At 62.2% G+C, this 13,271-nt stretch carries 12 protein-coding genes; 6 read left to right on the top strand and 6 right to left on the bottom strand.

The features are described 5' to 3' along the window. Positions 1-18: 18 nt before the first annotated feature. The 3 genes from PQR32_RS04295 (at position 19) to PQR32_RS04285 (ending at position 3,124) form a co-directional block, all read left to right on the top strand. Positions 19-498, top strand: a complete 480-nt coding sequence (locus tag PQR32_RS04295; RefSeq protein ID WP_408222596.1) for a hypothetical protein — start codon at positions 19-21, stop codon at positions 496-498. Between the two features lie 58 nt (positions 499-556). After that, positions 557-2,710, top strand: a complete 2,154-nt coding sequence (locus PQR32_RS04290) for a phosphocholine-specific phospholipase C (protein WP_408222594.1) — start codon at positions 557-559, stop codon at positions 2,708-2,710. Positions 2,711-2,854: 144 nt separating this feature from the next. Beyond that, positions 2,855-3,124, top strand: coding sequence for a cupin domain-containing protein (locus PQR32_RS04285; RefSeq protein ID WP_408222592.1), 270 nt, complete (start codon positions 2,855-2,857; stop codon positions 3,122-3,124). 41 nt (positions 3,125-3,165) lie between these two features. Here PQR32_RS04285 and PQR32_RS04280 read toward each other — a convergent pair whose 3' ends face one another. After that, complete coding sequence (locus PQR32_RS04280; RefSeq protein ID WP_408222590.1) at positions 3,166-4,281, bottom strand: succinylglutamate desuccinylase/aspartoacylase family protein; 1,116 nt, start codon at positions 4,279-4,281, stop codon at positions 3,166-3,168. 39 nt (positions 4,282-4,320) lie between these two features. Next, positions 4,321-5,088: a transporter substrate-binding domain-containing protein gene (locus PQR32_RS04275; protein WP_408222588.1), complete on the bottom strand. Its 768-nt coding sequence runs from the start codon at positions 5,086-5,088 to the stop codon at positions 4,321-4,323. 124 nt (positions 5,089-5,212) lie between these two features. Between PQR32_RS04275 and PQR32_RS04270 the strand changes: the two genes are divergently transcribed. Beyond that, positions 5,213-6,133 (top strand): LysR substrate-binding domain-containing protein, encoded by a 921-nt coding sequence (locus PQR32_RS04270; protein WP_408223047.1) that lies wholly within the window; start codon positions 5,213-5,215, stop codon positions 6,131-6,133. 24 nt (positions 6,134-6,157) lie between these two features. Here the strand turns inward: PQR32_RS04270 and lysA are convergent, their stop codons facing one another. Next, positions 6,158-7,441 (bottom strand): diaminopimelate decarboxylase, encoded by a 1,284-nt coding sequence (lysA, locus tag PQR32_RS04265; RefSeq protein ID WP_408222586.1) that lies wholly within the window; start codon positions 7,439-7,441, stop codon positions 6,158-6,160. A gap of 70 nt (positions 7,442-7,511) precedes the next feature. Between lysA and PQR32_RS04260 the strand changes: the two genes are divergently transcribed. Together PQR32_RS04260 and PQR32_RS04255 are read left to right on the top strand one after the other, a co-directional pair. After that, on the top strand, positions 7,512-8,441 hold the full coding sequence (locus tag PQR32_RS04260) for a LysR family transcriptional regulator (protein ID WP_408222584.1): 930 nt from the start codon (positions 7,512-7,514) through the stop codon (positions 8,439-8,441). Between the two features lie 174 nt (positions 8,442-8,615). Then, entirely contained in the window at positions 8,616-9,470 is an 855-nt protein-coding gene (locus PQR32_RS04255; protein ID WP_408222582.1) for an oxidoreductase, read from the top strand. A gap of 31 nt (positions 9,471-9,501) precedes the next feature. Here the strand turns inward: PQR32_RS04255 and PQR32_RS04250 are convergent, their stop codons facing one another. The 3 genes from PQR32_RS04250 to PQR32_RS04240 all read right to left on the bottom strand — a co-directional run bounded on the left by PQR32_RS04250 (position 9,502) and on the right by PQR32_RS04240 (position 13,224). After that, entirely contained in the window at positions 9,502-9,918 is a 417-nt protein-coding gene (locus PQR32_RS04250; RefSeq protein WP_408222580.1) for a rubredoxin, read from the bottom strand. A gap of 467 nt (positions 9,919-10,385) precedes the next feature. Then, positions 10,386-11,606 carry a Rieske 2Fe-2S domain-containing protein gene (locus tag PQR32_RS04245; RefSeq protein WP_408222578.1) on the bottom strand — a complete coding sequence of 407 codons (1,221 nt, stop codon included), beginning with the start codon at positions 11,604-11,606 and terminating at the stop codon, positions 10,386-10,388. Positions 11,607-11,772: 166 nt separating this feature from the next. After that, the gene (locus PQR32_RS04240) at positions 11,773-13,224 is read right to left on the bottom strand and encodes a glycosyltransferase family 2 protein (protein WP_408222576.1); all 1,452 of its coding nucleotides are present in this window, start codon (positions 13,222-13,224) and stop codon (positions 11,773-11,775) included. Positions 13,225-13,271: the final 47 nt, after the last annotated feature.

The raw sequence follows: 13,271 nt of genomic DNA, 5'->3' as shown, positions 1-13,271 counted from the left end.
ATCTTTGAGTGCGCCTGAATGTCAGGAATAAGGCGCTGCGGTGACCATTCTCCTACTTATCACTTTCCACTTCCTTTCGAAAAACCGACTTGTGGACGCAAGTTTTACCACTCGCAAACGTTTCACAATTATTTCTTGAAAGGGATGGAGACTGCACCCGCTTTCACGAAACCGGATGCAGACATGAGAAGAGACATACGCCTCGCGAGTGCCGTTTTGGTTGCACTTGCAACTTTAGCGTTGAGCGGTTGCGGCGCGGATGATTCCGCGCCGTCGGCGGCATCTTCAACGCCGGCCGTTGCGAATAACGACGCCGCGCCGAATGCGGCGGCATTGCCCGCGACGCCAATCCTCAACGCGTCCTCAACGCTCGCAGCAGACCCGGCAGCGGCCTCCGATCCGATTATCCAGAACATGCAAGCCAGTCTCGCCGCGGACAACCAGCAAGTCGCTCCTGTCATGCATTACGCGCCCGGCGACAGCGCCAGCGGCAACTGACCCGATTCCACCGGCGCGCATGGCGCGCTATTCTTTCCCCCGCAGAAGGTGATATTCAATGACATCAACTAGCCGTCGCCGTTTCCTGCAGACCGTGGCTTCATCCGCCGGCGCTGCTGCCGCGCTGACCGCGCTGCCCGAGTCGATTCGCAATGCGCTTGCCGTTCCCGCGTTTTCGCGCACCGGCACGATCCGCGATGTCGAGCACATCGTCGTGTTCATGCAGGAGAACCGCTCGTTCGACCACTACTTCGGCCATATGCGTGGCGTGCGTGGCTACAACGACCGCTTCCCGATTCCGTTGCCGAACGGCAAGCCGGTGTGGTACCAACCGTCGAAGGAAGATCCGACCCAGCCGGTCCTGCCGTTCCATCTGAACACGGCGACCACCAGCGCGCAATGCGTCGGCGATCTGGATCACTCCTGGTACAAGACCCATGCCGCGATCGACGGCGGCCGCTACGACCAGTGGCCCGCCAATAAGACCGACATGACGATGGGCTATCACCTGCGCAGCGATATTCCGTTCCACTATGCGCTGGCCGACGCGTTCACCATCTGCGACGCCTACTTCTGCTCGCTGCCGGGACCGACGCACCCGAACCGCTCGTATCTGATGAGCGGCATGGTCGATCCGAGCGGCACGCTGGGTGGCCCGCTGCTCGACAACAACGATTTCGTCGACGGCGACGGTCCGCCGAATTATCAGTTGCTCTCTTGGACCACCTACCCCGAGCGTCTGCAATCCGCGGGGATTTCGTGGCAGGTTTACCAGCAGGGCTTGACTGGCGCCGATCCGTTGAACGGCAACTACGGCACCAACATCCTGCAGAACTTCACGAACTTCATCAACGCGCAGCCGGGTTCGCCGCTGTATGAGCGTGCGCAAACCGTGCGCACCATCGACGACCTGAAGGCCGATGTGCTGGCCAACAAGCTGCCGCAAGTGTCGTGGTTGTGCCCGCCGGCCGCGTACTCGGAACATCCGAGCTATACGCCCGCATACGGCGCGGAGTACACCTCGCAGATTCTGGATGCATTGACGTCGAATCCCGAGGTGTGGAGCAAGACCGTGTTGTTCATCATGTACGACGAGAACGACGGCTTCTTCGATCATCTCGTGCCGCCGCAACCGGCGACGACCGGCGCACAGGGCAAATCGACGGTCAGCACCGAAGGCGAAATTCACAACGTTGTGAATCCGGCGCGCGGCGGCAGCTACACCGCCGACGGCCTGCCGTACGGCCTCGGCCCGCGCGTGCCGATGACGATCGTGTCGCCGTGGAGCAAGGGCGGCTTTGTCTGCTCGCAGGTGTTCGATCACACGTCAGTGATTCGCTTCATCGAAGCGCGCTTTGGTGTGTATGAGCCGAACATCACGGCATGGCGCCGCGCGGTGTGCGGCGACCTGACCACGGCCTTCGACTTCCGCACGCCGGACTCGAAAGTGCCGCCGCTGCCAGACACGAGCAACTACAAAAGCATCGCCGACAACCAGTGCGCAACGCAGCCGAAGCCGACCGTCCCCGCGACGCCGGGCGCAATCGATCCGCAGGAAAGCGGCATTCGTTTCGCACGTGCGCTGCCGTACGAGTTGCATGTGAATGGCCAGGCCAACGAGAAGAAGAATACGTTCGAGATTTCGATCGGCAACACCGGCGATCAAGGCGCGCACTTCTATATGTACGCGACGAATCGCACGGACGGTCCGTGGCGTTATACCGTCGAAGCGGGCAAGTCAATCAACGAGACTTTCGATCTGACGATGACCAACGGCGTGTACACCTTCGAAGTGTTCGGGCCGAACGGTTTCGTGCGCAAATTCGCGGGCAACACGCAGCAGGCAACGGTGCAGAACGCGCAGATTGCCGGGCGCCATGGCGACAACAAGCCGGCTGAACCGGAAGTGAAGGTGCAATACGACGCCGCGAACGGTAACGTGTTCCTGAAGTTCAGCAACAAGGGCAGCGGGATTGCGCGTTTGACGGTGACGGACAACGCGTACGGCGCGCGCCCGCGTCCGGTGCTGGTGCCGGCCGGCGCGCATATCGAAGAAGCGTGGGTGCTGGCGTCGAGCCATCACTGGTACGACTTGACGGTGACGAGCAATGACGATGCAAGCTTCTCGCGCCGTCTGGCGGGTCACGTCGAGAATGGGCGGCCGAGCATTAGCGATCCGGCTGCGATTGCACCCGTGTTGGTGGTGAATTAAGGGCGCTCGAAGGTGAAAGGGCTTCGGTCAGGCGGCATGCTTGATCGAAGCCCAGCGCCGCTATGTGGTCGCTCAAGACGTCCTGCACGAAACGGCGGATAGCGTTACAGTCATTCTTCGCCACTTCCTGCTGATGGGCACATCATGGACCGTAACGCATTCACTGAAAGCCTGACGAAAGAGGGCTTCCCCGAAGCCGTGGTTATCACGCGCGAGGCCAACGTCGAGATGAAAATTCACGAGCATCCATTCGAAGCCAAGGCGCTGATCCTGGACGGCGAACTGAGCATCCGCGTGGACGATGAAGAACGGGCGTATCGCGCCGGCGACGTCTTCCACTTGCCGGCGAACAAGCCGCATTCGGAGCGCTACGGTCCGAACGGCGTGACGTATCTGGTGGGAAGGAAGCAGTAAGGCGCGGCCTGAATGACAGTACGCGCCCTTAGAAAAAAGCGTCAGGCGCCCAACAAAACGCCCGTCCTGAAAGGCCGCGTGCCCGTCACTCGCCCGAGCGGCGCGCCGGCCGTCACGAAGCGAATCGCGCGCCGCATGTAAAGCACACCTTCGGTTTTGCTGGCGATCGTCGTCGTCTCGTCGGTCAGCGGATCGACGATATCGAACAGCGCTTGTCCGACGCGAATCGTATCGCCGATCTTCGCGCGATGAATCAGAATGCCGCTTACTGGCGCATAGAACTGCTCACTGCCGGCAAGCGGCGTGGCCGGCGACAGTAGCTCCGGCAAAGGCTTGGCATCGAGTTTGATCGCCTTGCGCCACACCAGATAATCGACCAGCGCGTCGGCATCTTCCTGCGCGACTTCATAGGACACGTCGCGCTGGCCGCGGCATTCCACGGTCACCGCAATCGCACCGTTGGACACCGGCTTATCGGCCGGCAACTCCTGCTGCAATTTCCACCACAACAGGCTATGCGTTTCGTCGAACGATTCGCCGCCTGAATTGGTGGCGAGCAACGACGCCTGCGCCCCGAGATAGCGCGACAACGGCTCGAATTCCGGCCACGCGGCTTCGCTGGTGTAGAGATGCATGGCCGCTTCGAGCGAACAGTGCAGATCGATAATCACATCCGCATCGAACGAGAGCTTCAGCAACGCCAGTTGCAGCGATTCGAACTCGGTCAACGGTTTCTGATCGGCCAATTCCTCGGCAATCAACTTTCGCACTAGCCGCACATTCTCGGTTGCATCGGAAACCAACGTTTCTTTAGCGCGCGCCACCAACTTCGAGAACTGCAGGAAGTGCCGATTGAAGTTCTTCCCGCTACCCAGATCGAAACGGCCAAGAAACTGGCCGAGCACGTATTGCCCGAGCCCGACCGGATTCGCCACCGGCACCAGCACGATTTCCGCGTTCAGCGCACCTTGCTTTTCCAGTTCGAGCAAGCGACGCTTCAGCAACACCGTCGTCAACATCGCCGGCGTTTCGTCGGCATGCAGCGACGACTGGATATAAATCTTCTGCCCGCTATTTGCCGGGCCGAAGTGAAACGACACCAGTTCGCGGTGCGTGCCGATAGCCGGCGAGAGAAGCGGGATCGATTGCCTGTTCATGAGCGGGAGTCTGTAGAAGAGAAGTCGGAAGTCGAAGAATCAATTGCCGTACGGATCGAAGTCGAAGTACTTCTTCGCGATCTGCGCATACGTGCCGTCCTTGAGCATCGAGGCGATCGCCTCGTTGATGGAGGCCTGCACCGCGGTCTCATCCTTGCGCAAGCCGATGCCCACCCCGCGATCACCCATCGAAAGCGGTTCGCCGACAAACGCAAAGCCCTTGCCCGCCGGCGTGCGCAAGAAACCGATGTCCGCTTCCACCGAACCGAGCAACGCGCCGTCGAGACGCCCGTTCTGCAAGTCGGCGAACACTTCGTCCTGACTCTTGTACGCCACCACATGCGCGCCAAGCGGCGCCCAGTTCTTCAGCGCATAGCCCTCGAACTGCGTGCCCGACTGCACACCGATCTGCTTGCCGGCCAGCGCATTTGTGCCGCCCGCGAGCGCCGAACCTTGCCGCGCGATCAGCCGCGATTTGAACTGAAAGAGTTTCGACGAAAACAGAATCTGTTGCTCGCGCTTCTCCGTGATCGCCATCGACGAAAGGATCGCGTCGATCTTGCGCGCCTGCAACGCCGGAATCATCCCGGAGAATTCGAGTTCCACCCACTGGCAGCGCGCGTGGATGCGCTTGCAGATTTCGTTGCCGAGATCGACGTCGAAACCTTTGAAGCTGCCGTCGGGGGCCTTGGCGTCCATCGGCGGATAGCTCGGGTCGATACCGAGGCGCAGCGTGGCAGGCTCAGCGGCAAATGCGCCACTGCTGAAAGCCAGCGCGGCGCTCAAGATCATCAGCGGAATTTTCATGGGAGCACAGAGTGTGGGTGGGCGGATGACGACGGAGCTATCCTATGCCGCGTCCGTGCCTCAAAGAAGTCCCATTCGGACTATCATGATCACTTTAGCCGATCACCGAACGGGCGATTCCCTCATGGCGTTGACGATTTCCCAGCTTCGCGCGTTCACCGCCGTGGCCGAGCATGGCAGCATCCGCGCGGCCTCGCGGGCGCTCGGCATCGCGCAGAGCGGCATCACGCAGCAGTTGCAGAATCTCGAATCGATGCTCGGCGCGACCTTGTTCACCCGCACGAATCGTGGCATTGCGCTGACTGCCCTTGGCCAACGGCTGTTGCAGCGTGCCGGCGCGATCATCGGCGAATGCGAACGCGCCGAGCAGGAAGTGCAGCAACTGCGCGGCGACTACGTCGGCGAGGTCACCTTCGGCATGACCACCGAACCGCTGATCGACGCGTTCGCGCCGGTGCTGATGGAATTTCGCACGCGCTTCGAGCGGGTCGCGGTGCATCTGCGCACCGGCACCTCGCGCATGATGATTTCGTGGATTCGCGAAGGCACGCTGGATTTCGCGGTCGCGCTGGTGTCGAAGCACACGGATACCGCCGATCTCTCGGTGATGCCGCTGTATCCGTCCGATCCGGTGATTGTCTGCCGCCAGGGGCATCCGAAGGCCGGCGCCACCTCGCTGGCCGAACTGGTCGATTGCACGTGGGTGGCCACGCGCTCGCCGAATCTCACGGACGATCCGCAAATCAACCGCCTGAACCATCTGTTCGAAAGTCACACCTTGCCGCCGCCGAAAATCGTCGCGACGGTGGAAGGCCTGTACGAAACGCTGCATCTGGTGAGCGCGACGGATTGCCTGTCGCTGGAAGCGTCGATCGTGGTGAAGCGCGGGCCGTTTGCGAGCACGCTCACGTCAATTCCGGTGCGCGAGCGCGCGGTTGAACAGAACGTTTGCCTGCTGCAGCGCGCGGCCATTCCGCTCACGCCCGCCGCGCAGGAACTCGCGACGATGATCGCTTCGTACACGCGCACGGTGCGGGCGCGTTGACGCGGCGCTGCAGCGGCGCTGAAATCAGGCGGACGCTTCCAACGCGAGCAACTCGTCGACAGTTTGGCGGCGGCGGATCAGTCGCGGCTTGCCATGTTCGAGCAACACCTCGGGCGCAAGCGGCCGGCTGTTGTAGTTCGAGGACATCGACGCGCCATACGCACCCGCATCGTGAAACACGATGAAGTCACCCACTTCGGGCTTGTGCATTGAACGGCTCAAAACGACGCCGCCTTCAGCTTGTGTGAATACATCGCCGGCTTCGCACAGCGGCCCGGCCACAGCGAACGAATCGCCCGGCGCTTCGCTCGGCGAGCCATCGCCTTTCAACACCGTCATCTCATGATGACTGCCGTAAAACGATGGCCGTACGAGATCGTTGAATCCGGCATCGACCAATGCAAACTGCTGCGCGGGCCGTCGATTCAACGCGTGAACTTCCGCGACGAGCACGCCCGATTGCGCGACCAGAAAGCGCCCCGGTTCGATTTCCAGCCTCACGCGATGCCCGACATGCGCTTCGATCTGCCGGCGCGCCGCATCCCACAGCCGAAAGTAATGTGCGACGTCGATATCGGGCTCGCCTTCGCGATACGGCACCGACAAACCACCGCCCGCGGAAATCGCTTCGATATCGTGGCCTAGGCCCTTCACGGCTTCGACCATCGCATCGCAGACGTGCGACAGGTGCCCATAGTCGACGCCCGAGCCGATATGCATGTGCAGTCCGACCAGCTTCAGGCGAGAACGCCGGATCAGCTCGACCGCTTGCGGCACATCGTCGAGCCAGATGCCGTGCTTGCTATGCTCGCCGCCCGTATTGGTCTTGTTGCTGTGCCCGTGGCCAAAACCCGGATTGATCCGCAGCCACACGCGATGACCTTCGGGCGCATGCCGTCCTATCCGCTCGAGCATATCGAGCGAGCCCGCATTGACCGTGATGCGATGCTCGATCACGGTGGCGAGCGTCGCATGATCGATCAGATCGGCGGTGAAAACGACGCCCTCGGGATCGCCATCAGGCGTAAAGCCTGCCGCGAGACTGCGTTTGATTTCGCCCAACGAGACCGCGTCGACCATCGCTCCTTCTTCGCGCATCAGTTTGAGGATATGCAGATTCGAACACGCCTTCTGCGCATAGCGGATCACGTCAAAGCTGCGCAATTCGGCAATGCGCCTGCGAATTGCGTCTGCGTCGTAGACCCACAGCGGCGTTCCATGCTCATGGGCGAGTTCGACGAGTTGTCGCGGATTGAATGGCGTCACAGTTCCCGTCTCCCGATGTCGAAGCGTTAATCTTAACGACATGATGCTGAGAACGTGCCATTCAGTAAAATACCAATTATTGGCATGCCCATTCACTCCTGATATACCCATCATGGCGCTTACGCATCGGCATATCGAAGTCTTCCGCGCGCTGATGACCGCAGGCAGCGTCACCAAAGCGGCCGAGATGTTGTTCACCTCGCAGCCCACGGTGAGCCGCGAACTCGCGCGCATGGAACAGAGCATCGGCTTTGCCCTGTTCGAACGCACGAATGGCCGGTTGCGTCCCACCTTGTCCGCGCTCACCTTGTTCGACGAGATCAAGCGCGCGTATGTCGGGCTCGAACGCGTGGCATCCACCGCCGCGAGCCTGCGCGAATTCCAGGGCGGCCAGCTTTCCGTCATCGCGTTGCCCGCGTTTTCGCATTCGATCTTGCCGGGCGCGGCGAAGCGCTTTCACGACGCGCAACCGGGCGCAAGTTTGTCGATCGCGACCCAGGAGTCGCCATTTCTCGAGGAATGGCTGACCGCGCAGCGCTACGACCTCGGCCTGACCGAACACGGCGCACCGCCGGCGGGCACGCGTCTGACACCGTTGCTTGAAGTGGATGAAGTGTGCGTGCTGCCCGACGAGCATCCGTTGCTTAGCAAGCGCGTGCTTGCGTTGAAGGATTTCGCCAATCAGCCTTTCATCAGCCTGTCGTCGAACGATCCGTATCGGATTCAGATCGACGAGGCCTTCGCGCAAGCGGGAATCGCGCGCCGCCTGATCGTCGAAACGCCTACCGCGGTCTCCGTGTGCAGTTTCGTGCGGCAAGGGCTTGGCCTCGCGATCGTCAATCCGCTGACCGCCCTCGATTTCGCGGGCCGGCATCTGCATATCCGGCCGCTCGCCGTGTCGTTGCCGTTTCGCGTGAGTGTGATTCAGCCGGAGCATCGTCCGAGCCATCCGCTCGCCGCCGCGTTCGTCGGAGCGCTGCAAAGCGAAGCCGCGGCACTGCGGCTACAATTGAAAGTCCACACCGGACGCAAGCAGCAATAACGGCTTCGGTTCGCAAATCAACGCGCGCGAACAACAGCCGACATCCACCGAAAAAGTCCGGGCACGCTTCGAGCTAAACACAGCAACACACCGATTGCGGACGCGAACGGCACACAACGTCTTCGCGCCGCATGACTTTTCACATGTCGTAGACCATCAACAGGAGTTTCACAAATGATGAATCGAGACAATCCCGTCTGGCTGATTACAGGGTGTTCCACCGGCTTCGGCCGCGAGTTGGCGAAGCTGGTGCTGGAGCGCGGCTGGCGCGCGGTGGTGACCGCACGCGACGCATCGAAAGTGAAAGATATCGCTGAAGCCCACGGCGATCGCGCACTGGTTCTGCCACTCGATGTGACGAACCCCAAGCAGATCGACGAGGTGGTAACGCAAGCGAAGCAGCGTTTCGGCCGCATCGACGCGCTCGTCAACAACGCGGGTTATGGTTATCTGGCGGCGATCGAGGAAGGCGAGGACGACGAAGTCCGCGCCATGTTCGAGACCAACGTGTTCGGCCTCGTCGACATCACGAAGGCGGTCTTGCCGATCATGCGTGAGCAGCACAGCGGCTTGATCGTCAATGTGTCGTCGATCGGCGGTATCACGAGTTTCGCGGCAACCGGCTATTACCATGCCACCAAATACGCGGTGGAGGGTCTATCCGAATCGCTGGCGACGGAGGTGAAGCCGCTCGGCATCGACGTGTTGATCGTCGAACCGGGCCCGTTCCGCACGAACTGGGCGGGTCCGTCGATCAAACAATCGGCCACGGTAATCGACGCCTACGCGGCCACGGCCGGTGAGCGCCGCAAGCAGACCGAGGCGCGCAGCGGCAAGCAGGCGGGCGACCCGGTGCGCGCCGCGCAGGCCATTATCGACGCCGCGCTGTCGGACACACCGCCGCTGCGGTTGCTGCTCGGCAAGACCGCGCTCGAACTGGCGCGCAAGAAGCTGGACTTCATGCGCGGCGATTTCTATGCGTGGGAAGCCACCACCCTAGGCGCGGATTTTCCGGAAGGAGCGGGTTGAACTTTCGCTGCGCGTCGTCGGTTGGCCGGGCTTAAAACTCGACCAACGCGAAATCTTCCTTGCCCACGTCGCAAAGCGGGCAGCGCCAGTCGGCCGGGACGTCCGCCCAGCGCGTGCCGGGCGCGATGCCCTCTTCCGGCAACCCTGCGGCTTCGTCGTAGACCCAGCCGCAGATCACGCAGACCCACTGCTTGAAGTCGTCCGCCGACGCGGCAGGCTCCTCCGCCGCATGCGGCGTATCAGCCGCGTGCGACGCCGGCGTTTCATCGAGGCTCACCACCAACGGCGCGGCTGTGCCCACGCCGGTTTCCGCGAGACGCGCCTGCAGGCTCTTCAGCAACCGCTGTGCTTCGGCCAGCGTCAGATCGATCCAGTAGGGATCGCCCGCGCCGTCGTTGAGCCGCTCAGGGGAGAACTGGATTTCTACGGCTACGCCCTTCTTGTACATGGCAAATCGGAATATCGATGAAGCCGGCAGCGCGTCTCCCCGAAGAACTTCCTTCGGGGGCGTGCCGGCAGGGGTCGGAAGCGTCGCGCAGAGGCTTCGCGCGGAGATCAGACGAACTGGTTCAGGACGATCGCGGCGATCAGGCCGGCGGCGCCGATGAGGCCCAGCAATTGCAGCAGAGTGAGGGATTTACGGGATGCGGTAGGGATTTGTTGCGTAGTCACGGGCTATTCTTGAAGATCGGAAAAAGCGAAATGGTACACGGGTCCGCGGCCGGCGCATGTCGATTAGCGCAAACCGCCGTGCATGAGTTGCCATTATCGCTGCTCGATCGCCCTGTATTCCCTACCGTCGGGAGATGGATTAATTCCCTTCGAAGGGGAAAGTTTTCGTGCGGATTTTTGGTGCGGACATGCCGGGCAGGTCGTCACTCGCATCACGCGCCCGGCGTCAAAAGGACTGGGCTATCAGCTCTTCGCCAGCGGGTTGCCGTGACGCGAATCCCAGAAGCGAATCACAGCCGTGTCGCCCGTGCCGGCGCCCACTACCTGATCCGGCGCGCCGTTCTCGCGCAGCAACGCGCGCAGGTCGTTGATGACCGGAAACACCTCGTGATTCCAGTCCGCGCCTTGCGAATCGTGGGCGCGCTGTTCGGCTTCGACGATCGCGCGGTCTTCCTTGAAAATGCGCTCGGTGAACCACACCAGCAGCGGCCATGCGAGATTCAGCACGCCGGGAACGCCGGGTTTGCGAATCGACAGCAGCCCGAACGTGCGGTTGGTGCGCTGCTCGCGATCGAGCGGCACGTAGACGATCCACAGATCCATCACCAGCGTCTGCTCGGACGTGCGGATCTGCAGCGTCTGATACGGATACTCGGTGCGGATCGTCATCACGTCTTTGTCATTATCGCCGCCGGTTTTACGGCTCTGGCCGAACACGATCGCTTCGCCGATCGGCTGCTGGCCGGCCATGCGCGCAAACGTGTAATCGACTTCGACCCAGCCCTCGCCGCGCCGCCGGCCGAGCGAGCGCGCCCGCATCTGCCCCATCTGCTTGCGGTGCAGAAACTGATGGTTCATGTCCATCAGGTTCTCGTGCATGAACGAGTAGTGGCAATTCACCGGACGGCCGAAGCGGCGCGTCTTGTACTTCTTGTCCGAGACCGAGCCGAACGCCGGCAGCGGCCGTTGCTCGGCCAGCGTGGCATTGCCGGGAAAAACGAAAATCAGGCCTTCGATTTCGCGGCACGGATAAGAGCGCACGCCATTCGGCAGACGTTCGCGGCCCAGGTACGGCACGTCGATACATTTGCCCGAGCAGTCGTAAGTCCAGCCGTGATAGCCGCAGCGGATCGATTCGCCATCCACCACGCCCTGATGCAACGGCACCTGCCGATGCGCGCAGCGGTCCTCCAGCGCGAACACCTTGCCGGACTCCGTGCGCGCCAGCACGATCGGGTCGCCCGCGAACGTCACACCGTGTGTCTTGCCCCGCTTCACCTCATGCGACCACGCCAGCGGATACCAGTAGTCAGGGTGAATACCGACGCGGCGCAGATCGCGCACCGGTGCGTCGTTGGCGGCCTGGCCCGGCGTGTGAGCGGGTTTCTGCGATGCGGCCTGGGCAGGCGACGCATCGACGGTTACATCGACGGTGTCTTGTTCTAGCGGGGGAACAGCATGCATAGGTGGGTCTCCGTGCACGGGCGGATAGAAGGTTGCGCCCTGCAAATTGCGGGCGGTATCGTCGCCAGTCTACTAGAACCCGACGCCGTATGGGTTCGGGGACCGTGCAACCACCTACTGCGGCGCCTGCCCGACCAATGCCTGCTTGAAGCGACGAGGCGCCGCGTCAGCTCTCGTCGTGCGCCACCAACCCCGAACGGCGCTGCACGCCCCACGACCGTCCGCCGCGCAGGAAATGCAGCCAGCCGAGCGCGGCGCCCACGTGCCGCACCAGCTGAAACGTAAACGGCTCGGCGACCGCCGCGAGCATCGCCATCCACAAACTGGAGCCGGTGCGCTCGCCGGTCCAGCGCCGGTACAAATGGATGCTCCACAGATAGAACGCGAGGTCGATCGCCGTTTTGATCCCGATCACACTGAAGATCGACACGACGATCGCGCCATGTCCGCCGACCAGAAAGGCGAGCAGCAGCGCGAACGCGGTCAGGCCGTAGATCGGCTGCATGGTGTCGATCGCCTTGACCGGCAGCATCAGCATGCCGAGCGTGCCGTAACGCGGATTGCCGGTCATGTCGCGGTTCCAGTACTGCGTCTGCAGGAAGCCCGCGAACCAGCGGCGCCGTTGACGCAGAAAACTCGCGAGGTTGTCTGGCGCGTCGGTGTGGGCATGCGCGTCGCCAACCACGCGCACGTCCCAGTCGAGGCCGTGGTCAACCGAATAGCGGCGCAGTCGGTGAATCAGCTCGTAGTCTTCGACCAGGCATTGCGGATCGAAACCGCCCACGTCGACCAGCGCGTCGCGCTTGAAGGACGCGAAGGCGCCCGAAATCAGCAGCAGACTGTCCGCACGCATCCACGCGAAACGGGCGATGAAGTTGCGCATGTACTCGTAGGTCTGGAACCACTCGAACACGCGCCCCGACACCGACTTGCCACACACCGGCACCAGAATGCCGGCTGCGGCGACCAGCTTCGGCTCGCTCGCGAAAGCGGCGCGCATGGCGTAGGTGGCGTCGTCGTCGAGCAGGGTGTCGGCGTCGACCGTCATGACGGTTTCCGTGGTCATCACGGTGATCGCCGCATTCAGCGCGCGGGCCTTGCCGCCGTGCGGCACACGCAGCCAGAACAGATTCGGATACAGCGCGCTCGGTGCACTCAGCACGCCGTCAGTCGCCGCAGTGAGGCCGAAGCGCTCGGTGAGCAACTCGCGGGTCGAGTCGGTGGAACCGTCGTCGGCAATCACGATTTGCGCCGGCCCATGCGTTTGCCGCAGCAGCGCGGCGATCGTTACCGGCAGCACCGTCGCTTCGTTATGCGATGCGACGATCACGCCCATGCTCGGCAAGCTGCGCCGTTCGAACTCAGGCTCGAGCGGCGGCGCACGCCGCATCAACGGCAGCGTTTTCCACGTGACGAACGCAAGCAGCAACGTGTCGTACACCACGTAGGCGATACCCGTCGACCACGCCAGCGCGCCCTGCAGAAAGAAGGCGCGCGCGAACAGCAGCAGCCACAAGACGACCACACTCAGATGAATCAGCGTGCTCAACGGTGTCGTGCGACGCGGCACAATGCGCGGCGAAGCGAGAGCGAGAGCCTGTTCCAGGGTTTTCTTCAAGATGACTGCCGCGTTTGTCGATACTGCGGTTGATAAGGGGAGGCGGC

Origin of the sequence: Paraburkholderia dipogonis, assembly GCF_046027395.1 — a bacterium.
GTDB lineage: Bacteria > Pseudomonadota > Gammaproteobacteria > Burkholderiales > Burkholderiaceae > Paraburkholderia > Paraburkholderia dipogonis_A.
The sequence above is the reverse complement of the archived record's forward strand: the minus strand, read 5'-3'. Positions and strand labels throughout refer to the sequence as shown.